The 22931-nt window shown below is 69.3% G+C and carries 23 protein-coding genes; 4 read left to right on the top strand and 19 right to left on the bottom strand.

Annotated features, from left to right (window positions below):
- The first annotated feature begins 74 nt into the window (after positions 1–74).
- The 3 genes from AKJ13_RS07670 to AKJ13_RS07665 all read left to right on the top strand — a co-directional run bounded on the left by AKJ13_RS07670 (position 75) and on the right by AKJ13_RS07665 (position 3170).
- Positions 75–377: a hypothetical protein gene (locus AKJ13_RS07670; protein ID WP_144426207.1), complete on the top strand. Its 303-nt coding sequence runs from the start codon at positions 75–77 to the stop codon at positions 375–377.
- Positions 349–735, top strand: a complete 387-nt coding sequence (locus tag AKJ13_RS31310; protein WP_144426206.1) for a hypothetical protein — start codon at positions 349–351, stop codon at positions 733–735. Before AKJ13_RS07670 ends, AKJ13_RS31310 begins: the two co-directional genes overlap by 29 nt.
- A gap of 284 nt (positions 736–1019) precedes the next feature.
- A complete protein-coding gene (locus tag AKJ13_RS07665; RefSeq protein WP_144426205.1) occupies positions 1020–3170 on the top strand; it encodes a protein-disulfide reductase DsbD domain-containing protein in 2151 nt (716 codons plus the stop codon).
- A 13-nt stretch (positions 3171–3183) separates the two neighbouring features.
- Here the strand turns inward: AKJ13_RS07665 and phoB are convergent, their stop codons facing one another.
- From phoB to pstS, 6 genes are all read right to left on the bottom strand, one after another.
- Positions 3184–3879 carry a phosphate regulon transcriptional regulator PhoB gene (phoB, locus tag AKJ13_RS07660; protein ID WP_007562354.1) on the bottom strand — a complete coding sequence of 232 codons (696 nt, stop codon included), beginning with the start codon at positions 3877–3879 and terminating at the stop codon, positions 3184–3186.
- A 177-nt stretch (positions 3880–4056) separates the two neighbouring features.
- Positions 4057–4779, bottom strand: a complete 723-nt coding sequence (gene phoU / locus AKJ13_RS07655; RefSeq protein WP_007562352.1) for a phosphate signaling complex protein PhoU — start codon at positions 4777–4779, stop codon at positions 4057–4059.
- A gap of 375 nt (positions 4780–5154) precedes the next feature.
- Positions 5155–5970, bottom strand: a complete 816-nt coding sequence (gene pstB / locus AKJ13_RS07650; protein ID WP_050732826.1) for a phosphate ABC transporter ATP-binding protein PstB — start codon at positions 5968–5970, stop codon at positions 5155–5157.
- A 22-nt stretch (positions 5971–5992) separates the two neighbouring features.
- Positions 5993–6889 carry a phosphate ABC transporter permease PstA gene (gene pstA, locus AKJ13_RS07645; protein ID WP_007562348.1) on the bottom strand — a complete coding sequence of 299 codons (897 nt, stop codon included), beginning with the start codon at positions 6887–6889 and terminating at the stop codon, positions 5993–5995.
- 12 nt (positions 6890–6901) lie between these two features.
- The gene (gene pstC / locus AKJ13_RS07640; protein WP_007562346.1) at positions 6902–7879 is read right to left on the bottom strand and encodes a phosphate ABC transporter permease subunit PstC; all 978 of its coding nucleotides are present in this window, start codon (positions 7877–7879) and stop codon (positions 6902–6904) included.
- Positions 7880–7966: 87 nt separating this feature from the next.
- Positions 7967–9007: a phosphate ABC transporter substrate-binding protein PstS gene (gene pstS / locus AKJ13_RS07635; RefSeq protein WP_050732825.1), complete on the bottom strand. Its 1041-nt coding sequence runs from the start codon at positions 9005–9007 to the stop codon at positions 7967–7969.
- A 274-nt stretch (positions 9008–9281) separates the two neighbouring features.
- On the opposite strand from pstS, the gene AKJ13_RS07630 reads away from it, so the two are divergent.
- Positions 9282–9542, top strand: a complete 261-nt coding sequence (locus AKJ13_RS07630) for a hypothetical protein (RefSeq protein WP_050732824.1) — start codon at positions 9282–9284, stop codon at positions 9540–9542.
- 68 nt (positions 9543–9610) lie between these two features.
- Here the strand turns inward: AKJ13_RS07630 and AKJ13_RS07625 are convergent, their stop codons facing one another.
- From AKJ13_RS07625 to murC, 13 genes are all read right to left on the bottom strand, one after another.
- A complete protein-coding gene (locus tag AKJ13_RS07625; protein WP_050732823.1) occupies positions 9611–9811 on the bottom strand; it encodes a hypothetical protein in 201 nt (66 codons plus the stop codon).
- A gap of 117 nt (positions 9812–9928) precedes the next feature.
- Positions 9929–11602: a DNA repair protein RecN gene (gene recN, locus AKJ13_RS07620; protein ID WP_050732822.1), complete on the bottom strand. Its 1674-nt coding sequence runs from the start codon at positions 11600–11602 to the stop codon at positions 9929–9931.
- A 200-nt stretch (positions 11603–11802) separates the two neighbouring features.
- Positions 11803–12684 carry an outer membrane protein assembly factor BamD gene (locus AKJ13_RS07615; RefSeq protein WP_050732821.1) on the bottom strand — a complete coding sequence of 294 codons (882 nt, stop codon included), beginning with the start codon at positions 12682–12684 and terminating at the stop codon, positions 11803–11805.
- Between the two features lie 192 nt (positions 12685–12876).
- Complete coding sequence (gene lpxC, locus AKJ13_RS07610) at positions 12877–13824, bottom strand: UDP-3-O-acyl-N-acetylglucosamine deacetylase (protein WP_050732820.1); 948 nt, start codon at positions 13822–13824, stop codon at positions 12877–12879.
- Positions 13825–14264: 440 nt separating this feature from the next.
- Entirely contained in the window at positions 14265–16028 is a 1764-nt protein-coding gene (ftsZ, locus tag AKJ13_RS07605; RefSeq protein ID WP_050732819.1) for a cell division protein FtsZ, read from the bottom strand.
- A gap of 91 nt (positions 16029–16119) precedes the next feature.
- On the bottom strand, positions 16120–17442 hold the full coding sequence (gene ftsA, locus AKJ13_RS07600; protein WP_007562333.1) for a cell division protein FtsA: 1323 nt from the start codon (positions 17440–17442) through the stop codon (positions 16120–16122).
- 52 nt (positions 17443–17494) lie between these two features.
- Positions 17495–18451, bottom strand: a complete 957-nt coding sequence (locus AKJ13_RS07595; protein WP_050732818.1) for a cell division protein FtsQ/DivIB — start codon at positions 18449–18451, stop codon at positions 17495–17497.
- A complete protein-coding gene (locus tag AKJ13_RS07590) occupies positions 18418–19341 on the bottom strand; it encodes a D-alanine--D-alanine ligase (RefSeq protein WP_007562331.1) in 924 nt (307 codons plus the stop codon). The genes AKJ13_RS07595 and AKJ13_RS07590 overlap by 34 nt, the downstream gene beginning before the upstream one ends.
- Before the next feature lie 35 nt (positions 19342–19376).
- Positions 19377–19733 carry a type II toxin-antitoxin system PemK/MazF family toxin gene (locus AKJ13_RS07585; protein ID WP_050732817.1) on the bottom strand — a complete coding sequence of 119 codons (357 nt, stop codon included), beginning with the start codon at positions 19731–19733 and terminating at the stop codon, positions 19377–19379.
- Positions 19720–19953 (bottom strand): AbrB family transcriptional regulator, encoded by a 234-nt coding sequence (locus AKJ13_RS07580; protein WP_050732816.1) that lies wholly within the window; start codon positions 19951–19953, stop codon positions 19720–19722. The genes AKJ13_RS07585 and AKJ13_RS07580 overlap by 14 nt, the downstream gene beginning before the upstream one ends.
- A 30-nt stretch (positions 19954–19983) precedes the next feature.
- The gene (murB, locus tag AKJ13_RS07575; protein WP_050732815.1) at positions 19984–20916 is read right to left on the bottom strand and encodes a UDP-N-acetylmuramate dehydrogenase; all 933 of its coding nucleotides are present in this window, start codon (positions 20914–20916) and stop codon (positions 19984–19986) included.
- A complete protein-coding gene (locus AKJ13_RS07570; protein WP_050732937.1) occupies positions 20913–21452 on the bottom strand; it encodes a DUF559 domain-containing protein in 540 nt (179 codons plus the stop codon). Before AKJ13_RS07570 ends, murB begins: the two co-directional genes overlap by 4 nt.
- A gap of 5 nt (positions 21453–21457) precedes the next feature.
- Positions 21458–22864, bottom strand: coding sequence for a UDP-N-acetylmuramate--L-alanine ligase (murC, locus tag AKJ13_RS07565; RefSeq protein ID WP_050732814.1), 1407 nt, complete (start codon positions 22862–22864; stop codon positions 21458–21460).
- Positions 22865–22931: the final 67 nt, after the last annotated feature.

Here is a 22931-nt window from a genome sequence, read left to right as displayed (position 1 = left end):
GGACAGAGTGAAAGGAGTTCCGAGTCGGCCTTTGTTCGTTCACTCCAATGGCTGATCGGCCAGGATTGCAGAAGGTGGCCGATATGCCCCGAAGGTCTTCCGATCTCGCCGAAATCGCCAAGATGGCCGCCAACGCGTCCTTCGGCAGCCCCCTGGTGCAAGCGGTCCGCCTCGGCGACATGGAAGGGGCCGATGGCGATGATGTCCGGCGCGTGCAGCTGATCGTCTCAGACGACGCTATTCAGCAGCTCGACGGTGACAAACTGCTCGATGCCGGATTGGCTATCCGCAAAGTCCTGCAGAAGGCCGGCGAGACGCTGCGCGTGGTCGACGAGTATGCCGAGCAGCGTGAGCTCGACGAACGTGGCGCTCATTAATCCGGAGCATCTGTTCAGCCGGGCGGATGCGCTTCTTCTCCAAACCGGCCGCGGCTCATTGCGGCAGGCTGACCTACGCCGCACCTTCTCCAACGCTTATCATAGCCTGTTTCACGCGATCCTGACGGCCGCGGCCGATGAGGCCGTTGGAAGGACGCAGCGGAACGATCCATTCTGGACGCTGACCTATCGTTCCATATCTCACCAACGATTGAAGACTGTGTGCAACGATCTTCAGGCGGCGACACGCAAGCCGAAGATCAGGCGCTATGAGCCGCCCGGCGGATCTGGTGGTCATATCGTCACGATTGCCGGTGCCGTTTCAGAATTGCAGGACCGGCGGCACGCCGCCGACTAAGATCCGTCCCTCTCCTTCCTGCCAACCGATGACCGATGCGCAGGCGGCGCTTCAGACGGCCCGGTCGGAGGTCAACCGACTGGCTCACCTGGAAGCGGATCAGCGACGAGCCTTCCTCTACCTCCTCCTGTTCGAGCCCCGCTGAGCGACCCCAGCGGTGTCATGGTGTCGGCGTCACGGCGCCGGGCTGGGGACAGGATCGTGACACCCGCGTTATAAGGGCCGGCGCCGGTCCCGCGGACCCCCGTGTGAAACCACGACCGCCCCGCGCGCGAAGGGACAATATGATCCGCCGCCTCGCCTTCCTGGTCCTGATGCTCGCCGCGAGCCTGTCGGCCCCGTCGGCCCAGGGTTTCCGCACGCCGCCCGATCTCGTGCGGGCGAGCCTGGTCGCCGAGCCCGTCGCGGTGGCGGGCGCGCAGCCGTTCACCCTGGCGGTGCGGATGCAGGTGAAGCCGGGCTGGCACGTCTACTGGCGCAATCCGGGCGATTCTGGTCTGCCGCCCGAGGTGACCTGGACCTTGCCGGCGGGCTTCAACGCCGGTGCGATCCGGTGGCCGGCGCCGGAGCGCATCGCGATCGCGACGCTGATGAATTACGGCTACGAGGGCGAGGTCACCTTACTCGTGCCGGTCACGCCGCCGCCGAGCCTCGACCCGGCGGATCCGGTGCGGATCCAGGCCAAGCTGACCTACCTGGTCTGCGAGACCGAATGCGTTCCGGGCTCCGCCGACCTCGCCCTGACCCTGCCGGTGGGCGAGCCTCGGCCCGATGCCGATCAGGCCGCCCTGTTCGCGCGGGCCCGGACCGCCCTGCCCGCTCCGGCGCTCTGGCCGCTGCGCTTGTCCAGCCAGGGCGACACCCTGCAGCTCGATTTCGCCGCGGCGGGTCTCAAGCCGGAGACCATCAAGAGCGCGTCCTTCTTCCCCTATTCCGAGACCGCGATCGACAATGCCGCCGCGCAGGTGATGACCGTCGACGAGGCCGGCCTGCATCTCACCCTGGCCCGGAGCAGCCCCGCCGAGCCGGCGCCCGCCGCCCTGCCCGGCGTGCTGACCGTCGAGGAGGCGACCGGTGCCGGCACGCACCGGCTTGCCTTCGCGTATGGCGACGAGCCGGTGCTGCCGGCCCCGACGGCGGCGCCAGAGACCCCGGCCGCGCCGCCCGCAGCCCCCGCCTTCGACGTGCCGACGCTGGTGAGCGCGGTCGGGCTCGCTTTCCTCGGCGGCCTGATCCTCAACCTGATGCCCTGCGTCTTCCCGGTCCTGTCCATCAAGGTGCTGGGCCTCGTGCGGCACGCCGGCGAGAGCGCCGCCCGCGTCCGGCTGCACGGCCTTGCCTACACGGCGGGTGTGCTCGTGAGCTTCCTCGGCTTGGCCGGCCTGTTGCTCGCCCTCAAGGGCGGCGGGGCGGCGATCGGCTGGGGTTTCCAGCTGCAATCGCCGGCGGTGGTCGCCGGCCTCGCCTATCTGCTGCTTGCGATGGGCCTAAGCCTGTCGGGGGTGGTCCATCTCGGCGGGCGGCTCGCCGGACTCGGCGACGGCCTCGCCCGGCGCTCGGGGCTCAGCGGCTCGTTCTTCACCGGCGTGCTGGCGACCCTGGTGGCGACCCCCTGCACGGCGCCGTTCATGGGCTCGGCGGTGGGCTTCGCGCTGACCCAGAGCGCGGGCGTCGCCCTCGCGGTGTTCGCGAGCCTCGGGCTCGGCCTCGCCCTGCCGTTCCTGCTGCTCACCCTGTGGCCGCCGGCCCTGCGGGGGTTGCCGCGTCCGGGCGCCTGGATGGAGACACTGAAGCAGGTTCTGGCCTTCCCGGTCTACGCCACGGTGGCGTGGCTGGTCTGGGTCCTGGCGCAGCAGGTCGGGCCGCAGGGGCTGCTCGCCGGGCTGATCGGCCTCGTGCTGGTGGGCTTCGCCGCCTGGGCCTGGGAGCACGGGCGCGCGGCGACGCCGCGATTCGGGCGGATCGCCCAGGGGCTCGCGGTGCTCACGATCCTGGCGGTCGCAGGCCTGACGCTCAGCCTCGACCGCGAGCGGGCGGCCCCCGCCGCCCAGGCTGCCGCCGACGGTGTCCAGCCGTTCACCCAGGCTCGTCTGGATTCCCTGGTGAACGAGCGCCGCCCGGTCTTCGTGAACATGACCGCCGCCTGGTGCATCACCTGCGCTGTCAACGAGACGACCTCGCTCTCGACCCAGGCGGTGCGGGCAGCGATGGCGGATCGGGGCGTCACCTACCTGAAGGGCGACTGGACCAACCAGAACCCGGAGATCACGCGCCTGCTGGAGAAGCACGGGCGCAGCGGCGTGCCGCTGTATCTGCTCTACACCGGGACGGGGGAACCCCAGGTGCTGCCGCAGATCCTCACCGAGGGGACGGTGCTGGCGGCGCTGGAAACGGTGCCGGCCTCAGCGAACAAGAGCGCGGCGCTGGCCCGCTGACCGGACAGGCGGTCTAGGCTTCCAGCGAGAACGTCTCGTCGAAGGCGTAGCCCGACCCCCGCACCGTGCGGATCGGATCGGCCTGCCGGGGCGCGTTGAGCGCCTTGCGCAGGCGCCCGACATGCACGTCGACGGTGCGCTCGTCGATATAGACGTCGTGGCCCCAGACCCCGTCGAGGAGCTGCTCGCGGGAGAAGACCCGGCCGGGGGCCAGCATCAGGAATTCGAGCAGGCGGAACTCGGTAGGGCCGAGATGGAGCTCCTCGCCGGCGCGGCGGACCCGATGACCGGTGCGGTCGAGCTCGATATCGCCAGCCGCCAGCCGGTCGGCGACATGGGCGGGCTTGGCCCGGCGCAACAGGGCCCGCACTCGGGCCAGCAGTTCCGGAACCGAGAACGGCTTGACGATGTAGTCGTCTGCGCCCGTGCCGAGGCCGCGAACCCGGTCGCCCTCCTCGCCGCGGGCGGTGAGCATGATCACCGGCAGCCGCTCGGTCTCGCGCCGGGCCCGGATGCGGCGGCACAGCTCGATCCCCGAGAGGCCCGGCAGCATCCAGTCGAGCAGCACCAGATCCGGGGTGCGCTCGGCCAGGAGCAGTTCTGCGTCGTCGCCACGCGTCGCCGAATCGACCAGGAAGCCCTCGGCTTCCAGGTTGTAGCGCAGCAGGGTGGTCAGGGCCTCCTCGTCCTCGACGATCAGGACTTGCATGCTCACGTTCGTTAACCTGTTCCGTACTCGGTACCGGCCGGCGCGCCCGCGCCGGGGGACCCGGACGCGCCGATGGTGCGGCAGAGGCCGCCATCCCTCAAGCCGCAGGCCGCCACAATCGGGCGTTGCCCCACAGGGCAGCGTGCGGATCGGGCCGGCCGCACCGCGACCCGCCTGTTACGGGGCCGTGGCGGCGGGGCCGACCGTTGCGTAGTTCGACGCGTCGTTCTTCGGCCGCTCGCCCGCCAGGGTCTCACCGGTGGCGAGGTAGTGGATCGTCTCGGCGATGTTGGTGGTGTGGTCGCCGATGCGCTCGACATTCTTGGCGCAGAACAGCAGGTGCGTGCAGAACGAGATGTTGCGCGGATCTTCCATCATGTAGGTCAGGAGTTCGCGAAACAGCGAATTGTACAGCGCATCGATCTCGCCGTCGCGCTCCCAGACGTCGTAGGCGGCCTTCACGTCGCGGCTCGCGTAGGCGTCGAGGATGTCCTTGAGCTGCGCCTCGGCGAGGTCGCTCATGTGCCGCACGCCGAGCACGATCTTCTGCGCCGGCGCCTGATCGGAAATCGCCACGACGCGCTTGGCGACGTTCTTGGCAAGGTCGCCGATCCGCTCCAGGTCGCCCGAGACGCGGATCGCCGAGATGGTCTCGCGCAGGTCGATCGCCAGGGGCTGCCGCCGGGCAATGAGCAGCACGGCCCGCTCCTCGATGTCGCGCTGGAGCGCGTCGAGACGCTTGTCGGCGACGATCACCGCCTGGGCGAGCGTATCGTCCCGGCGGACCAGGGCGTCGGTCGCCTCGGCGGCCATCTTCTCGGCCACGCCGCCCATCTCGGAGATGGAGCGACGCAGGTCATCGAGGTCGGTGTCGTAGGAGCTGACGATATGGCCGGGCATGGTGGATCCTTCGATGGCGTCCCGCAAACCTTGATCCGCGAGGTCTGGCGGAAACCCGCCGCTGCGGTCACGGGCGCCGGGGCGCGTGCCCCGGTGCCCAGTCCCTTGCATTGTCTAGAACAGGCTGCGGAGCGGTGAGGACCGGCATCCCGAGCCGAGCTCGGGACCAGAGCAACCGGACCGTGCCGATGCTCCCCGACCGAACAGCCTGTTCCGGAGTCGCGCCGGCGCTTGTTGCGCTTGGGCGCGGCCCCTAGTCTTTAGAGCGGTGCTCTTTTTTCGCCGAAGCCGTATTCGACTTTACGGAAAGCGGTGAATATCCCGTTTGGCGTCGTCGCATCCCGGAGGTGACCGTCCGCCCTCCGGGGTTTTGGTTCAGCCGAACCGGCCGGTGATGTAATCCTGCGTGCGCTGCTCGACCGGGTTCATGAACATGCGGTTCGTGGGTCCAAATTCGATCAGCTCGCCGAGATACATGAAAGCGGTGAACTGCGAGATGCGCGCCGCCTGCTGCATGTTGTGGGTGACGATCACGATGGTGAACTCGTCGCGCAACTGCTCGATCAGCTCCTCGATCCGGCCGGTGGAGATCGGGTCGAGGGCCGAGGTGGGCTCGTCGAACAGGATCACCTCCGGGCTCTGGGCCACGGTGCGGGCGATGCACAGGCGCTGCTGCTGCCCGCCCGACAGGCCGGTGCCGGCCTGGCGCAGCTTGTCCTTCACCTCGTCCCAGAGGGCGGCCTTGCGCAAAGCCTGCTCCACCCGCCCGTCGAGTTCGGATTTCGGCAGCTTCTCGTAGAGGCGCAGGCCGAAGGCGACGTTGTCGTAGATCGACATCGGGAAGGGCGTCGGCTTCTGGAACACCATGCCGATGCGCGAGCGCAGCTCGTTCAGATCGATCGAGGGATCGAGCACGTTCTGGCCCTCGAGCAGGATCTGCCCCTCCGCCCGCTGCTCCGGGTAGAGGCTGTAGATCCTGTTGAAGCAGCGCAGCAGGGTGGACTTGCCGCAGCCGGACGGGCCGATCAGCGCCGTGACCTGACGGTCATGGAAGTTGATGTCGACATTCTTCAGCCCGTGGAAGCTGCCGTAGTAGAAGTTCAGGCCCTTCACGGCGATGCGAACCGCCCCACCCTCGTTGGCGTGGTTGCGGGTGAGATCGACCGTGGGGATCGCGGAGGCGGCGTTCATCGTCGTGTCCTCGAGAAGGGTCTTAGCGCGACATCTGCGGCTTGATGACGAGACGGGCGATGATCGACAGCACCAGGATCGTCGCGGTGATCAGAAGCGCCCCGGCCCAGGCGAGGCTCTGCCAGTTCGGGTAAGGCGAGAGGGCGAACTGGTAGATCATGACCGGGAGGTTCGCGACACCGCCCATCAGGTCCGGCGAGAACCAGGAATTGTTGTTGAGCGCCGTGAACAGGAGCGGCGCGGTCTCGCCCGCGATGCGGGCCAGCGCCAGGATGATCCCGGTGACGATACCGGCCGAGGCCGCCCGCCAGGTGACGCTGATGATCACCGTCGAGGGCGGTGCGCCGAGCGCCGCGCCGGCCTCGCGCAGGGTGCCGGGCACCAGGCGCATCATGTCCTCGGTGGTGCGCACGATCACCGGCACGGCGATGATGGCCAGCGCCACGCCGCCGGCCCAGCCCGAATAGGTCCCCATCGGCCGCACCATCAGCGTGTAGACGAACAGGCCGATCAGGATCGACGGCGCCGAGAGCAGGATGTCGTTGAGGAAGCGGATCACCCCGGCGATCTTGGAGAAGCGGCCGTACTCGGCGAGGTAGGTCCCGGCCATGACACCGATCGGCGTCGCGATCGTGATGCCGATCCCGGTGAGCACGAGGCTGCCCAAGATCGCGTTGGCGATGCCGCCGCCCTCGGATCCGGGACCGGGGGTCGGGTGCGCGAACATGCCGGGCGTGAAGCCGCGCACACCCTGGACGATCAGCATCAGCAGGATCGAGCCGAGCACCACGGCGCCGACGATCGTGGCGATCAGGCAGGCGGTGCGCAGCACCCGGTCGGCGACCCGCCGGCTGGAGCGGACCCGCCCGGTGCGGCGCGGCGTGGCGTTGGCGGTGGTCATGGGGTTTGACGCGTCCATCGTGAGCCCTCCTCAGGCAGGCTTGACGCGGCGCGTCAGCAACCGGGCGATGATGAGCACCACGAAGGTGATGACGAAGAGGATGCAGCCCAGGGCCATCAGCGCGTTGAGCTGGAGGCCGTCCGCCTCGTTGAACTCGTTGGCGATGCGCGATGCGATCGTCGAGCTCGGGTCGAAGATCGAGGCCGAGAGGCGGTTGGCGTTGCCGATCACGAAGGTCACCGCCATCGTCTCGCCGAGGGCGCGGCCGAGGCCGAGCATGATCGCCCCAATGATCGAGACAGAGGCCTGCGGCACCAGAACGTGGCGCACCACCTCCCAGGTCGTGCAGCCGATGCCGTAGGCGCTCTCGCGCAGCACGGTGGGGATCTGGTCGAGCATGTCGCGGGCAATCGAGGCGATGAACGGCACGATCATGATCGCCAGGATGATGCCGGCGGTGAAGACGCCGACGCCCGAGGGCACCCGGGCGTAGAACAGCGTGCCGACGATCGGCATGCCCTCGACCAGGTTCGAGACCGGGATCTGGACGAAGCGCGCGAAGAGCGGTGCGAATACGAACAGGCCCCACATGCCGTAGATGATGCTCGGCACCGCGGCGAGCAGCTCGATGGTCATCGCCACCGGCTTGCGGGCCCAGCCCGGGCAGAGCTGCGTGAGGTAGACGGCGATCCCCAGGGAGACCGGAACGCCGATCAGCAGCGCGAGGGTTGCGGAGGCCACGGTGCCGATCACGGCCACCAGGGCGCCGTACTGCTCGGTCCCGACGTTCCAGGCGCTGGATGTGAGGAAGGCGAATCCGAATTCGCGGAAGGCGGGCCAGCCGCCGTAGAGGATCGACCCCAGGATTCCGGCGAGCACGACGAGCACGAACAGTGCCGCGCCGTAGGAGCAGGCCCGGAACAGGTTGTCGAGGCTCCGGCTCGGCCCTTTACGCGCGGCGACGGCGCGGGGTCGTGCGAGGGCAATCGTCTCGGTCAAAGCGGGCATCCGCGATTCTCTGCGAAGGGGGCGTGGTAGCGCGGTGCAGTCCGCGAAGCGAGGGGGGAGGCTGCAAGCCTCCCCCCTCCAAGTCACTCACATGTTGAAGACAGGCTTACCGTCCTTGCCCTTCACGTTTTTCCACTCTTCGTGGATCAGGGCGACGACGTTGTCCGGCAGCGGCACGTAGTCGAGGTCGGAGGCAAGCTTATCGCCGTTCTTGTAAGCCCAATCGAAGAACTTGAGCGTATCCGCGGCCTTGGCCGGGTCGGCCGGATCCTTGTGGACCAGGATGAAGGTCGCCGCCGTGATCGGCCAGGCCTCCTCGCCCTGCTGGTTGGTCAGCGAGATACCGAAGCCCGGGGCCGACTTCCAGTCGGCGCTGGCGGCAGCGGCCTGGAAGGCCTTGTCGTCCGGCTGCGGATACTTGCCGGCCTTGTTCTGAAGCAGGGCATAGGCGAGCTTGTTCTGCTTGGCGTAGGCGGATTCGACGTAGCCAATCGCGTTCGGCACCTGCTTCACGGTGGCGGTCACGCCCTCGTTGCCCTTGCCGCCCTGCCCGACCGGCCAGGAGATCGTGGTGGCCGCACCGTAATCCTTCTTCCAGGTCTCGGAGACCTGCGACAGGTAGGTGGTGAAGATGTTGGTCGTGCCCGAGGCGTCGGACCGGTAGACCGGGGTGATGGTCGCGTCGGGGAGCTTCACGCCCTCGTTGAGCTTGGCGATCCGCGGGTCCGACCACTTCGCGATCTTGCCGGCGTAGATGTCGGCCAGCACGTCGCCGGTCAGCTTCAGCTTGCCGGGCTCGAGGCCGGTGATGTTCACGACCGGCACGACGCCGCCCATCACGGTGGGGAACTGGACGAGACCGTCCTTGGCCAGCTGCTCGCCCTTCAGGGGGGCGTCGGTCGCGCCGAAATCCACGGTCTTGGCCTGGATCTGCTTGATGCCACCGCCGGAGCCGATGGACTGGTAGTTCAGTCCCGAGCCGGTCTCCTTCCGGTAGGCTTCGGCCCACTTGGAGTAGACCGGGAACGGGAACGTTGCGCCGGCACCCGTGATATCGGCAGCGAGTGCCGCGGACGCCAGCTGAACCGTCGCGAGGCCGACGGCGAGCGCGTAAGCGAAGGGTCTCAAGGGTATCTCCGTTGCCGTCGGGCGAGAGCCTGCGCCTCTCTGCCGGCAAGCCCATGCCCGCGGCAGAGCTGTGCGGCCGGTCTTCCAAGAGACCCGGCGCCGGCCGCCCGATGAGCCGGGCGTTACGACAGGGAGATGACATCGCCATGACAGCGCGCGGCGCGGGCGACGGCACGGTTTGCGGCGCTCGTGCGTTCATACCGGGTGGCGGCACCGGACGATCGGCCGGGGATCGGCGAGCGATGCCGCGCTGTGATCAGAAGGTGTTCGGATCGTGGATGACCAGGGGACCGAGGCAGGGGCAGGTCCCGACGCGGCCGGCCCGGATGCGGCTTGGCTCGCCCTGCATGCCGCCCGCGAGGCCGTGGAACGCGCCCTGACCCTGGCTCAGGCACGCCAGCGTTTCGGCAGCGACGCGGCGGCCGTCGCGCAGGCGCGGCGCGAGGAGGCGGAACTTCTCGTGGACCTCGACAGGATTCTCACGCAGATCCGGGCGGCGGAGTATCGCCGGCGGCCCGGCTCGCGGCGCTGGTAAGGCTCAGCAGCCTTCCGCCGGGAGGAACTCCACCCCGGAACGCGTGACGATTCGGTGCACGGGTGGCCCTAACCGACCCGGCGCAGTTCCCGCTCCTTCTGACGAAGGCGGAGGAGCAGTTCCACGTGGGTGTCCGTGATCGGCTGCGTGTCGACGCTGCCCTCGTAGACGGTGCGGAGCGTCAGCCCGAGCTGTTGCGTGTCGATCGCCTGCTTGAGGGACCGGCCCATATGCGGGCTTCCCTCGGACGTGACGATAGACGGCTTCATGTTTTCCTCCCGCCCTTCAACCGCGTACGCCAGAGCACGGCACCGGGATGGAAGCAGTCTCGCGAAGAATGGTTAATGAAAGGTTACGCGCAACCAACGGTTAAGGTTGATCGGCGTTCACGCATCCGCGCCTTGAAGCAGCCGAGCCGCCGCGGCCCGTGCCTCATCGGTTACCGTCGCGCCGGCCAGCATCCGGGCGATCTCCTCGCGGCGCTCCGCTACCGGCAGGCTCGCCACACGGGTCGCGACGCGTCCGGCGCCCTTGACCGGGGTCTTGGCGATCAGGAAATGCGTGCTCGCCCGAGCGGCCACCTGGGGCGCATGGGTCACCGCCACGACCTGCACGGTGCTGGCGAGGCGCGCTAGGCGTAGGCCGATCGCGTCCGCCACCGCGCCGCCGACGCCGGTGTCGATCTCGTCGAAGATCAGGGTCGGGGCCGAGCCCTTGTCGGCCAGCACCACCTTCAGTGCCAGCATGAAGCGCGACAACTCGCCGCCGGAGGCGACCTTCATCATGGGTCCGGGCTTCGTCCCGGGATTGGTCTGCGCCCAGAACTCGACGCGGTCGATGCCCGCGGGATCGCGCGCCTCCGGATCGGTGACGATCTCGGTGATGAACCGGGCACGCTCCAGCTTCAGCGGCGGCAACTCGGCCTTTACGGCCGCGTCGAGCTGCTTGGCCGCCCGGCGGCGACCGGCGCTGAGCTTTTCCGCCGCCTCGGCATACTGGGCCTCGGCCTTGGCGCGGGCCTGTTCCAGCCCCTCCAATGCCGCCTCGCCGGCATCGAGAGTCGCGACCTCTCCGGCGTAGCGCTCCGCCAGGGCGGCGAGGTCGTCGGCCGGGACGTCGTATTTGCGCGAGGCGGCGCGCAGCGCGAACAGCCGCTCCTCCGCCCGCTCCAGGTCGCGGGGGTCGAACTCGGTCTCGGCCACGGCCGCGTCCAGCACCGCCCGCGCCTCGTCGAGGGCGACCATGGCGGCGTCGAGGGCATTGACGCAGGGATCGATCAGCGCCGGGAGCTGGCCAGCGCGGCGCTCCAACTTGCGCAGGGCGGCTGAGATGTGCGCCACGCCGGAATGCGGCCCACCGACCGCGTCCAGCGCCTCGTTCAGCTCGCGGGCGACCTTCTCGGATTGCTGCATGATGCTGCGGCGCTCGGCGAGCTGTGCCTCCTCCCCGGGCTGGGGCGCTAGCGCCGCGAGTTCCTCGACCGCGTGGCGCAGGAAGTCGGCCTCCTTGCGCGCCGCCTCGATGCGGGCGCGATGCTCGGCGAGTTCGGCGCGCGCCGTGCGCACGGCCTTGGCTGCCGCCGCGACCTTCGCGAGCTGGCCCTGCAGGCCCCCGAAGGCGTCGAGGATCGCCCGGTGCGAGGCCGGATCGGACAGGGCCCGGTCGTCGTGCTGGCCGTGGATCTCCACCAGCGCCGCGCCGATCGCCCGCAGGACCTGCACGCCCACCGGTTGGTCGTTGACGAAGGCGCGGGTGCGCCCGTCCGCCATCTGGGTCCGGCGCAGGATCAGGTCACCCTCGGTGTCGATCTCCGCCTCGGCCGCGATCCGGCGCGCCGGGTGGTCCAAGGGCAGGTCGAACACCGCGGTGACGCCGCCCTGCGGCTCGCCGTGACGCACGAGGCGGCCATCGCCGCGGCCGCCCAGGGCCAGGGCAAAGGCGTCGAGCAGGATCGATTTGCCCGCACCGGTCTCCCCGGTCAGGACACTCAGCCCCGTCCGGAAATTCAGTTCGAGCCTGTCGATCAGAACGATGTCGCGGATCGCGAGCTGCGCCAGCATGCGGCGACGGGATTCCTGAGAATGGGACCGCAGACATAAGGCTGCTGCGGCGCGGATTCACCCCAAAAATGCACCGCGGCGCATCTGCAGTGCCGCGGGGCTGCGCGGACAAGAAAGGCCCGGAGCGGCGGCTCCGGGCCCTGGGGCGTTTCACGGCGAGCCGAAGGCCGCCTGCGGCAGGACGCGGCCCGCCGGGATCGTCACTCGGCCGAGGCGGTCTTGCCGGTTACGCTCCGGTAGATCTTGGAGAGGAACGAGCTTTTCTCCTCGCGGGGCTCGACGCCACCCTTGGCCAGGAGCGCGTGGGCGTCCTTGTACCAGGGGCTGTCGGGGAAGTTGTGGCCCAGCACGGCCGCGGAGTTCTGCGCCTCCTGAGTGATGCCGAGCGCCCAGTACGCCTCGGTCAGGCGCTCGAGCGCCTCTTCCGCGTGGCGGGTGGTCTGGTACTTGGCGACCACGTCGCGGAAGCGGTTGATCGCGGCCGGGAAGTTGCGCCGTTCGAGGTAGAAGCGGCCCACCTCCATCTCCTTGCCGGCGAGCTGATCCCGGGTGATCTGGATCTTGGACCGCGCGTCGGTGGCGTATTCGGAGGTCGGATACTTCTGGACCAGCTCCTGCAGGGCGACGAGCGCCTTCTCGGACCGGTCCTGATCGCGGGTCACGTCCGGAATCTGCTTATAGTTCGACATCGCCATCAGGTACTGCGCGTAGGCGGCGTCCTTGCTGGCTGGGTGGCGCTGCAGGTACCGCTTCGCGGCGCTGATCGCGTCGTCGTACTTCTGGCCCTCGTAATTCGCGTAGGCAGTCATCAGCAGTGCCTTCCGGGACCAATCGGAATACTGGTACTGCTTGTCGAGGTTGTCGAACTTCTTGATCGCCCCCTCGTAGTCGCTGTCCTCCAGCTTGGCCAAGCCCTCGCTGTAGAGTTTGTCCGCCGGGACATCCGGAACGACCTCGGGCTTGTACTTCTCGGCGAAGAGGTTGGTCGGGTCGAAGTCGCAGCCGCCGAGGCCCAGGCCGAGGACGGCCACGAAGGGCGCCGCGAAGGCTGCCGCCCGGCGATGACGAATGGTGACAGGCATCTGGCGCTCTTTCCCGGGACCGGCGCACGTCCCGCGCCGTCGTGCCATCGCGTGATTGGATCCGGCCCGACCGAGCCGGGCCCGTCGTTCACGGACCGTTAAACCCTGACGTTTGATTCGGGCATGAAAGCGGCAAGGCTGCGGCCGCCCGGATTGGTTGCCGGCTGTGTCCCGCGGGTCACAGGTCTGCGGTCAGAGCTCGCCCGCGAAGGCGGCGATGCCCAGACCGACGCCGAGCTCGGACAACACGGTCTCGCGGCGCGAGCCCTGCGCCTCGACGACGGCGTAGTTCGACCGGTCGGCGAACAGGGCGGAGAGCACGCCGACATTCATCCGGTGGCCGCCGCAATAGGAGCGGTAGGCGCCCTGGATCGGCAGGCCGGCCAGCGCGAGGTCGCCGACCGCGTCGAGGATCTTGTGGCGGACGAACTCGTCCGGGAAGCGCAGGCCCTCGGGGTTGACCACGGCGGTCTCGCCGACCGCGACAGTGTTCTCCAGCGAGGCGCCCAGCGCGAAGCCGGCCTTCCAGTAGCGCTCCACGTCCTTCATCATCCCGAAGGTGCGGGCGCCGGCGATCTCCCGGCGGTAGGTGGCAGGCGAGAGGTCCATCGCCTTGCGCGAGCGGCCGATCACCGGGCTGTCGAAATCGATCTCCACGTCGAGGCGGAAGCCCCGGTCGATCGGGCGCAGCTCCGCGAAGGCGCGGCCGGTCTCGATGCGGACGTGGCGCAGGACCTTGAGCCAGCGGCGCGGCGTGTTGCAGGTTGCGATCCCGACCGTGTCGATGGCCTGAACGAATTGGAGGGCTGACCCGTCGAGGATCGGCATCTCTGGCCCGTCGATCTCGACCAGGGCGTTGTCGATGCCCAGTCCGTAGAGGGCCGACATCAGATGCTCGATGGTGGCCACGGCACCGGTCTCGACGTCACCGATGACGGTGCAAAGTTCGGTGGCGGAGACGAGGGCGTGGTGGGCCTTGATCAGGCGGTCGTTGCCGTGAGTGGTGCTGGTGCGGAGAAACGCGATGCCGTGATTGGCCGGAGCGGGGCGGATCGTGATCTCGGCCGGGTTCCCGGAATGGACCCCTACGCCTGAGAGCGTCGCCGGACCCTTCAGGGTCGTCTGTTTATGCGTTCGCATTCATTAGCCCCCGGCCGCGATCAGGTCCCGCCATCCCGACCCGGGATGGTGAGGAAACTGTCCGATCCGTCCGCTGCTTGAAGCCCCTAACCGCGCTATCAGGTTGTGTCCTGCAACGCGTCTCATTGGTCTGCGAGTGTCTATAGCTGCACCGCACAGGGCAGCCAAATCACGGATTCTTACGCTCTGTTACAGACACGCTTGCCGTTTGGAGCCGCTAAAAAGCTGACGGCACAAAGGCTTAAAGCTTGGTTAATGCGTGGCTAACCGACGGCCATTCTGTGGCCCCGATGCATCACGCGCCTGGGGATAGCGTCACAAACCTTAACCCCGCTGTGACCGCAATCCTGTCGTTCCGCAACTAAGAGTTGCTTCGTTGCAGCGCAAAGAGCCGGCGGTTTCCCGCCGGCTCCCGCTTCTGGTCTTGGGTCTTTCGCCGTTCAGTTCGCCTGGCGGCGCAGGAAGGCCGGGATCTCGAGCTGATCGTCGTCCATCATCCGCGACTGCGGCGCGACGCGACCCTGGGCATCGAGGCTCCCCTGGGCCGGCCGGTATTGCGGCGCCGCCGGAAGTGGAGCGCGCGGGGCGGGCGGCACGTGGGGCTGAGCCAGGTGCGGCTGAGCCACGTTCGGCTGGGCGGCGTGCGGTTGCGGCGCGACCGGGGCCGCGGCCCGCGGGGCGGGCACACCCTCCATCTCGTCGCGCCGGCCGCCGAAGCCGACGGTGGCGAGGCGACGCAGCAGCGAGGTCCGCTTGGACTCAGGCGCAGCTTCCTCGGCGGCCCGGTTCGCCAGGATCTGATTCTGGGCGATCGGCGGCAGCTCGTGGATCTGCGGCATGCGCGGGGCGCGGGCGAGCGGCGCGGCCGCGGGAGCGGCCGGACGCGGCGGTACGAATGGGCCGGCCTGGAACTGCGGCGCCGGCTCCGCCTGCTGCGGGGCGGGGGCCGGGACGAACGGCGCGGCGGCGCGCGGCTGGGCCGGGGCGAGGACGACCTCGTCACGGGCGACCGGGGCGGGGGCGTCGAACCGGGTCTCGGTCCGCGCCTCGGGGGCCGGCTGCGGGGCGGCCGGCGCCGGGTTCTGCGCGGGGGCCTGGGCGATCGAGTCCGTGCGGATGCTCGGAACCGGCGAGGACGCGCGGGCCCGGGCCTCGGCCCGCAGGCGCTCGGCCACCTCGGCGATGCGCTGCTCGGTCTCGGCGATGGCCGGGTTGTTGGTCGAGTTGGCGGAGATCAGCAGCGGCTCGATGCCGGTGGCGACGACCGACACGCGGATGATGCCGTCGAGGCTCTCGTCGAAGGTGGCGCCCAGGATGATGTTGGCGTCCTGATCGACCTCCTCGCGGATGCGGGTGGCGGCCTCGTCGAGCTCATACAGGGTCAGGTCGGAGCCGCCAGTGATCGAGATCAGCAGGCCGCGGGCGCCCTTCATGGAGACGTCGTCGAGGAGCGGGTTGGCGATGGCCGCCTCGGCGGCGCGGTTGGCGCGCTTCTCGCCGGACGCCTCGCCGGTGCCCATCATGGCCTTGCCCATGCCGCGCATGATCGCCCGGACGTCGGCGAAGTCGAGGTTGATCAGGCCTTCCTTGACCATCAGGTCGGTGATGCAGGCGACGCCGGAATAGAGCACCTGGTCGGCCATCGCGAAGGCGTCGGCGAAGGTGGTCTTCTCGTTGGCGACCCGGAACAGGTTCTGGTTCGGGATCACGATCAGGGTGTCGACCGCGGCCTGCAGCTCCTGGATGCCGGACTCGGCCGTGCGCATGCGGCGCACGCCCTCGAACTGGAACGGCTTGGTCACGACGCCGACCGTGAGGATGCCCATGTCGCGGGCGGTGCGGGCGATGACCGGTGCGGCGCCGGTGCCGGTGCCGCCGCCCATGCCGGCGGTGATGAAGCACATGTGGGCGCCCGAGAGCTGGTCCCGGATCTCGTCGATCACCTCATCGGCGGCGGCGGAGCCGACCTCCGGGTGGGAGCCGGCGCCCAGGCCCTGGGTGACGCCCAGGCCCATCTGGATCACCCGCTCCGCCTTCGAGGAGGTGAGCGCCTGCGCATCGGTGTTGGCGACCACGAACTCGCAGCCGAGCAGGCCCGACTCGATCATGTTGTTGACTGCGTTGCCGCCTGCGCCGCCGACACCGAAGACGGTGATGCGGGGCTTGAGTTCCCGGATGTCCGGCGCCTGGAGGGTAATGGCCATGGTGTCGAGCCTCTCGCTTACTCTGCTTTCCGTGCGGCGCTGCGGCGCCGATATTTTTTCGATCCCCCGCCGAACAGGACGGGGGTGAAACCTAGAAGCTGTCCCGGATCCAGCGCCCGACCCGGCTGATGTACCGGTCCGATCCGGTGGCCGCGAAGGCGCCGTGGCCCCGCGGCTCGAAGTGCTCGGCATGCGCGACCTGCGGGTAGACCAGCAGGCCGACGGCGGCCGAGAAGGCCGGACCCTTGGCCGCCTCGGGCAGGCCGCGGATCCCGAGCGGCCGGCCGATCCGGACCTGGCCCTGGAGGACCCGCCGGGCGACTTCCGGCAGGCCGACGAGCTGGCTGGCGCCGCCTGTGAGCACCACCCGCCGCCCGGCCTGGGCGGCGAAGCCGGCGTCGCGCAGGCGGTCGCGCACCAGCTCTACCACCTCCTCGACCCGCGGCTTGATGATCCGTACCAGCTGCGAGCGCGGGATGTGGGCCGGGGCCTCGCCTTCGTCCTCGCCGACCCCGTGCACGGCGATCATGTCGCGATCGTCGGAGGGGGTGGAGAGGGCCGAGCCGTAGAGGGTCTTCAGCCGCTCGGCCGCGGCCATGCGGGTGGAGAGGCCCCGAGCAATGTCCATGGTGACGTGGTGGCCGCCGACCGCCACCGCGTCCACGTGGACAAGGTGGCCGCCCGAGAACACCCCGACGCTGGTCGTGCCGCCGCCCATGTCGACGACGCACACGCCCATCTCGGCCTCGTCGTCCACCAGGGCCGAGAGCCCGGCGGCGTAGGGCGTGGCGATCACCGCCTCGACCCCGAGATGGCAATGCTCGACCGCCAGCATGACGTTGCGGGCGGCGGCGAGCTCGCTGGTGACGACGTGCAGGTCGACCCCCAGCGCCTCGCCGATCATGCCCGACGGGTCGATGACCGCGCCCTGCCCGTCCAGCGCGTAGCCGGTGGGCAGCGCGTGCAGCACGGCCCGGCCAGGGCTGACGCCGTGGGCGCTCGCCGTCTCCAGCACCCGCTCGACATCGCTGCCGGTGACGGTGCCCGACCGGACGTTCACCCGGGCCTGGAAATGCTGCGAGGCGAGCCGGCCGCCGGACATGTTGACGATGACCGACTGGACTTCGACCTTCGCCATCCGCTCGGCGGCGTGCACCGCCTGGCGGATCGCGCCCTCGGCGGCGGCGAGGTCGACGATCGCCCCGCCCTTCAGCCCCAGGGAGCGCTGATGGCCGATACCGATGATGCGGGCGAGGTGCGTCCGGCCGCGCAGGGTCGAGAGCGCTTCGGCCGGCTGCAGCTCGGCGATGAGGCAGACGACCTTGCTGGTGCCGATATCGAGCACCGAGAGGGTGGTCGAGCGCCGGGCGGAGAGCGGCTTCAGTCGCGGCGTGAGGCCGTGTTGGCTGTGCATTGACGCTACCGGACGCAGAAGGCGGGACGGGCGGAGATCGACAGGAAGGGCATCAGCTGGCCGCGCCCTTCTTCTTCGCCTTCTGGGCTTCCGCGCGGGCGGCGGCGGCCTCCTCGGTCAGGCGCACCACGAGGCGGTCGGGCATGCGCAGATCCACCGCGATGATGTCTTTCTCGAGCAGGCCGGCCTCGCGCTCGAACCGGACGAGACGCGCGAGCGCCGCGGCCGGGTCGATCTCGGGCAGCCGCACGTCGACACCGTCGAGCTTGAGCGTCCAGCGCCGGCCCGAGACATAGGTCCCGGCCTTAATCCGCTCGGAGAGCGGGCCGGCGGCGGCGATCAGGGCGAGATATTCCGGCAGCTTGTTGTTGGCGTCGTCGCCGACGACCAGGGGCAGGCTGGCGTAGCGGTCGTCCCGCATGGCGTCGATCACGGTGCCGTCGGCGGCGATCACGTTGATCTCGCCGTTCTTCTGCCAGAGGGCGGCGGGCTCGCGCTCGACCTGGGTGATCGCGATCTCGTTGGGGTAGATCTTCCGGACCGAAGCCTGGGCGATCAGGGGCACGCGCAGAAGCTTCTCGCGCACCGCGACGACATCCAGGAAGGGGACCGAGGAGCGCCAGTCGATGCCGGCCGCGGCCAGCACCTCACGCTCGTACATCCTTGAGATACCCGAGATGGTCACGCGCTCGACGCCGAAGCCGAGGACGCGCGCCGCGATATCGAGGGGCTGGCCCTGCTCGGCCACGAAGGACTCGTAGCGCCCGCTCGCCACGAAGCCGGCGAGCGCCACAGCGGCGAAGGAGAGGGAGACGCCGACGGCGCCGACGCCCCGCGGCAAGCGCTCGGTCAGCTGCTGACCCTTGCGGGACCGGCGCACCGAGAGGGAGCGGGAGGGGACGCGTCCGGTCAGCCGATCCAGCGCTGCGCCGACAAGGCGCGCGGGAAGGCCACGACCGGCAGCGTCACCGCCGCTCAGCGATTCAGAGAAGCGTCCTCCACCATCCATCGGACGAGCTCACCGAAACCAAGGCCCGCATGGGCCGCCATCTCTGGCACAAGGCTCGTCTGGGTCATGCCGGGTTGCGTGTTGACCTCCAGAACCACGAGCAGACCGGTTCCACCCGGTGTGTCGTCGTAGCGAAGGTCGGCACGGCTGACGCCCCGGCAGCCCAGTGCTTGATGCGCCGTTAACGACAACTCTTGGACACGCTGGTAAACATTTGGTTTAAGTTCGGCCGGCAGCACGTGTACCGAGCCGCCCGGGGCGTACTTCGCGTCGTAGTCGTACCAATCCCCCGTGGCGGCCTTCACCTCGATCACCCCGAGGGCCTTGTCGCCCATCACCCCGCAGGTGAGTTCGCGACCGGCTATGTAAGGTTCTGCAAGGACTTGCTCGCCGAAGGTCCATTCCTCGGAGGCGAGGATCTGGGGCGGGTGCGTCCGGCCGTCGCGCACGATGATGACGCCCACCGAGGAGCCTTCGGCGATCGGCTTGACCACGTAGGGCGGCGGCAGCGGGTGGTTTTTTGCGGCCTCGAAGCGGTTAACGATCCGACCCTCCGGGACGTCGACGCCGGCGGCGCGCATCACAGTCTTCGCCCGCTCCTTGTTCATGGCGAGCGCCGAGGCGAGCACGCCCGAATGGGTGTAGGGAATCTTCAGGATCTCCAGGAGCCCCTGGATCGTGCCGTCCTCTCCGTCCGGGCCGTGCAGCGCGTTGAAGGCGACGTCCGGCCGCAAGGCGGTGAGCACCGACGCGATGTCGGGGCCGACGTCGACCCGGGTGACCCGGAACCCCTCCCCTTCGAGGGCCGCCGCGCAGGCCGCGCCGGAGCTGAGCGAGACCTCGCGTTCGGCGGAGGTGCCGCCCAGGAGGACGGCGACGTGCTTGGACATGGTGGGCTCCGGGGAAAGCTGGGTCGGGGATCGGATCACGCTTGGCCAACCATGCCACGGATCGCGGCGTAGACCGCTGCCGCCGCGTCGGGATGCAGGGCGCCGAGGCGGCGGAGGATCCGGTTGGGTTCGATGCAGGCGATCTTCAGCGGGCGCACCACGGAGGCGACGCCCAGGCCGGCCGCGTCGAGATCCGCGATCGCAATGTCGCCGGCCAAGCGGGTGTTGCGGGCGCTGGTGATCATCGCGATCCACACATAGCCGGCCTCTGCGACCGCGGTTCCGGACACGACGAGTGCAGGGCGCCGCTTCTCGGCCAGCCGGTCCGAATAGGGGAACGGCACGACCACGATGGTGCCGGCCGGAACATGCGAGGCATCAGAGGTCGGCATAATCTTCGTCGTCGATGGGGCCGCCCCATTCCGTGAACGCCACGAACGGATCCTCCCCTTCCGGCGGAGCCTTGTCGATCTGGATGCCCTCCGGCGTGATCCGGTAGCGCAGACGATCGCCCGGGCCGATTGCGAGACGCTCGCGCACCTCCGCGGGCAGTACCGTCTGGCTCTTGACGGAGATCTTCGAATAGGCGGTGCGGGCGCGTTTTTCGGGCATGGCCGATACGCCTCCGGCTCAACTTACATCTTACCGGCTTACCATCGTCGAATCTACGCCGATCCGCCGGATCTCCCAGCGCAGCGCGATCCCGCTGGTCTCTCGCACCCGGCGCCGGACCTCCTCGCCCAGCCCCTCGATGTCGGCGGCGGTGGCGCCGCCGGTGTTGATCAGGAAGTTGCAGTGCATCGGCGAGACCTGGGCGCCGCCCCGAGTCAGGCCCCGGCAGCCGGCGGCGTCGATCAGCTGCCAGGCCTTGCCGCCGTCCGGGTTCGCGAAGGTCGAGCCGCCGGTGCGCTCACGGATCGGCTGCGCGGCCTCCCGGGCCGCGGTCACCCGCTCCATTTCGGCCTCGATGGCGGCGCGGTCGCCGGGCTTTCCGCGGAACAGGGCCCGGGTGAAGATCACGTCCTCGGGCGCATCGGAATGCCGGTAGGAAAAGCCCATCGCGGCATGGCTGAAGCGGCGCGACGCGCCCGTCCGGTCGACGCCGTGGGCCTCGACCAGCACGTCGGTGGTCTCACCGCCATGGGCGCCGGCGTTCATCCGCAGGGCGCCGCCGATCGAGCCAGGGATGCCGCGGTAGAAGGCGAGTCCGTCGAGCCCGGCCTCGGCCGCCGCTTTCGCGAGGCGCATATCCGGCACGGCGGTGCCGACCTGCAGCGTGTCGCCCTCGACCGCGATGCTGCCGAACGCCTTGCCGCCGAGGCGGATGACCACGCCCGGCACCCCGCCGTCGCGGACGATCAGGTTCGAGCCGAGGCCGATCACCGTGACCGGCACGTCGGGTTCCAGGGCGGCGAGCAGGCGCGCAAGATCCTCCTCGTCGGCCGGGGTGAACAGAACCTCGGCCGGGCCGCCGACCCGGAACCAGGTGAGGTCTGCGAGCGGCTGGTCGGCGAGCAGGCGCCCGCGCAAGTCCGGCGCGGCGGCGCGGATACGGTCGTGAAGCGATGCGGTCATGGTGTGATCTCCCCTCTCCCCGCTTGCGGGGAGAGGGATGCGACGACCCTGTCGTCGTCGCATCGAGGCGGCAGCCGAGGGTGAGGGGGCGGCTCCGGCAAAGGCTCGTCCGGAGCCGCCCCCTCACCTTCGCCCTTCGGGCTTGCCGCGCCGACGGCGAGGTCGTCGCGGCCCTCTCCCCGCGTGCGGGGAGAGGGGGGAAGCGCGGCCAGGATCGTGTCCAGAACCGCTACGATATCGTCCGCAATCTCGGGGTTCCAGAAGCGCAGGACGCGGTAGCCCCGCGCGACCAGCCATGCGTCCCGGACGCGATCGCGCGCATTGTCCGCATGCTGACTGCCATCGATCTCGACGATCAGACGTGCCTCGCGACAGCAGAAATCCGCGACGTAGCGTCCGATCGATTCCTGACGCACGAACTTGAAGCCGCCGAGGCGTCGGTCGCGCAGCCGGTTCCAGAGACGGCGCTCCGCCTCTGTTTGGGACTGCCGCAGATGCCGACGGAACCAGGTACGTTCCGTCTCGGCCGCTCGCATCCCGCTCACTTCCCCCGCGCGGCGAGTTCGCCCGGCAGCGCGTAGGCCCATTGGGTGATCGTGCCGGCGCCCAGGCACACGACGTAGTCGCTGGGCTTTGCGAGCTCGGCGATGATCCCGGCCAGCTCCTCCGGCCGGTCGAGGGGACGGGCGTCGCGGTGGCCGCGGGAGCGTAGGCCGGAGACCAGGGCGTCGCGGTCGACCCCTTCGATCGGGGCCTCGCCCGCCGTGTAGACCGGGGCGACGATCACGGTGTCGGCGTCGTTGAAGCAGGTGCAGAAATCGTCGAACAGGGAGGCGAGACGGGTATAGCGGTGCGGCTGGACCACCGCGATGACGTTGCCGTCGGTCGAGGCGCGAGCGGCCTTGAGCACCGCCTTGATCTCCACCGGATGGTGTCCGTAATCGTCGAAGATCGTCGCCCCGTTCCATTCGCCGGTGCGGGTGAAGCGGCGCTTGACGCCACCGAACCCCGCGAGGGCCCGGCGGATCGCGTCGTGCGAGACGCCGAGCTCGTTGGCGACGGCCAGAGCCGCAGTGGCATTCAGCGCGTTGTGCTTGCCGGGCATCGGCAGGACCAGATCTTCCATCTCCATGCGGAAGCCCGGGCGCCGGTCGCGGATCATGACGCGGAACCGGCTCTGGCCGCCCCTCAGGTCCACGTCGAGCAGGCGCACGTCGGCCTGGGGATTCTCGCCGTAGGTGATGATCCGCCGGTCCTCGATATGGCCGACCATGTCCTGCACCACCGGGTGGTCGGTGCACATCACCGCGAACCCGTAAAACGGGATGTTGTCGATGAAGCGCCGGAACGCGTCCTTCACCGCATCGAACGAGCCGAAATGGTCGAGATGCTCGGGATCGATGTTGGTCACAATCGCGACGTCAGCCGGCAGCTTGAGGAAGGTGCCGTCGGATTCGTCGGCCTCCACCACCATCCAGTCGCCGTCGCCCATCCGGGCGTTGGTGCCGTAGGCGTTGATGATGCCGCCATTGATCACGGTCGGGTCGAGGTTGCCGGCATCGAGCAGCGTGGCAACCAGCGAGGTCGTGGTGGTCTTGCCATGGGTGCCCGCGATGGCGACGCAGGACTTGAAGCGCATCAGCTCGGCCAGCATCTCGGCGCGCCGGACCACGGGGAGCCGGCGCTCGCGGGCGGCCTGGAGTTCCGGGTTGTCCCGCCGGATTGCGGTCGAGACCACCACCAGGGCGGCCGCGTCGACGTTCTCGGCCTGATGGCCGACGAAGGTGCGGATCCCCTTCTCGGCGAGCCGGCGGACATTGGCGTTGTCCGAGGCGTCGGAGCCCTGGACCGTGTAGCCGAGGTTGTTCATCACCTCGGCGATGCCGGACATGCCGATGCCGCCGATGCCGATGAAGTGGATGGGTCCGAGCTTGTCGGGCAGCTTCATCTGTCGTCGTACCTTCCGTAACGTCATGGTTTCGAAAGGCCTGCGACCTTTCGCGGGTGCGGGCGGG

This window comes from Methylobacterium sp. ARG-1 (genome assembly GCF_001262595.1).
Taxonomy (GTDB): Bacteria; Pseudomonadota; Alphaproteobacteria; order Rhizobiales; family Beijerinckiaceae; genus Methylobacterium; species Methylobacterium brachiatum.
The sequence above is the reverse complement of the archived record's forward strand: the minus strand, read 5'-3'. Positions and strand labels throughout refer to the sequence as shown.

What these genes read in the sequence shown, in the direction of transcription:
- AKJ13_RS07580 (WP_050732816.1), bottom strand. Translation starts at nt 19,953, where the DNA reads ATGCCCGAAAAACGCGCCCGCACCGCCTATTCGAAGATCTCCGTCAAG.
- recN (WP_050732822.1), bottom strand. Translation starts at nt 11,602, where the DNA reads ATGCTGGCGCAGCTCGCGATCCGCGACATCGTTCTGATCGACAGGCTC.
- AKJ13_RS07615 (WP_050732821.1), bottom strand. Translation starts at nt 12,684, where the DNA reads ATGCCTGTCACCATTCGTCATCGCCGGGCGGCAGCCTTCGCGGCGCCC.
- AKJ13_RS07570 (WP_050732937.1), bottom strand. Translation starts at nt 21,452, where the DNA reads ATGCGAGCGGCCGAGACGGAACGTACCTGGTTCCGTCGGCATCTGCGG.
- AKJ13_RS07625 (WP_050732823.1), bottom strand. Translation starts at nt 9,811, where the DNA reads ATGAAGCCGTCTATCGTCACGTCCGAGGGAAGCCCGCATATGGGCCGG.
- ftsA (WP_007562333.1), bottom strand. Translation starts at nt 17,442, where the DNA reads ATGCACAGCCAACACGGCCTCACGCCGCGACTGAAGCCGCTCTCCGCC.
- AKJ13_RS07665 (WP_144426205.1), top strand. Translation starts at nt 1,020, where the DNA reads ATGATCCGCCGCCTCGCCTTCCTGGTCCTGATGCTCGCCGCGAGCCTG.
- pstB (WP_050732826.1), bottom strand. Translation starts at nt 5,970, where the DNA reads ATGAACGCCGCCTCCGCGATCCCCACGGTCGATCTCACCCGCAACCAC.
- murC (WP_050732814.1), bottom strand. Translation starts at nt 22,864, where the DNA reads ATGAAGCTGCCCGACAAGCTCGGACCCATCCACTTCATCGGCATCGGC.
- ftsZ (WP_050732819.1), bottom strand. Translation starts at nt 16,028, where the DNA reads ATGGCCATTACCCTCCAGGCGCCGGACATCCGGGAACTCAAGCCCCGC.
- AKJ13_RS07585 (WP_050732817.1), bottom strand. Translation starts at nt 19,733, where the DNA reads ATGCCGACCTCTGATGCCTCGCATGTTCCGGCCGGCACCATCGTGGTC.
- pstC (WP_007562346.1), bottom strand. Translation starts at nt 7,879, where the DNA reads ATGCCCGCTTTGACCGAGACGATTGCCCTCGCACGACCCCGCGCCGTC.
- AKJ13_RS07595 (WP_050732818.1), bottom strand. Translation starts at nt 18,451, where the DNA reads ATGGATGGTGGAGGACGCTTCTCTGAATCGCTGAGCGGCGGTGACGCT.
- phoU (WP_007562352.1), bottom strand. Translation starts at nt 4,779, where the DNA reads ATGCCCGGCCATATCGTCAGCTCCTACGACACCGACCTCGATGACCTG.
- murB (WP_050732815.1), bottom strand. Translation starts at nt 20,916, where the DNA reads ATGACCGCATCGCTTCACGACCGTATCCGCGCCGCCGCGCCGGACTTG.
- AKJ13_RS07590 (WP_007562331.1), bottom strand. Translation starts at nt 19,341, where the DNA reads ATGTCCAAGCACGTCGCCGTCCTCCTGGGCGGCACCTCCGCCGAACGC.
- pstA (WP_007562348.1), bottom strand. Translation starts at nt 6,889, where the DNA reads ATGGACGCGTCAAACCCCATGACCACCGCCAACGCCACGCCGCGCCGC.
- lpxC (WP_050732820.1), bottom strand. Translation starts at nt 13,824, where the DNA reads ATGCGAACGCATAAACAGACGACCCTGAAGGGTCCGGCGACGCTCTCA.
- phoB (WP_007562354.1), bottom strand. Translation starts at nt 3,879, where the DNA reads ATGCAAGTCCTGATCGTCGAGGACGAGGAGGCCCTGACCACCCTGCTG.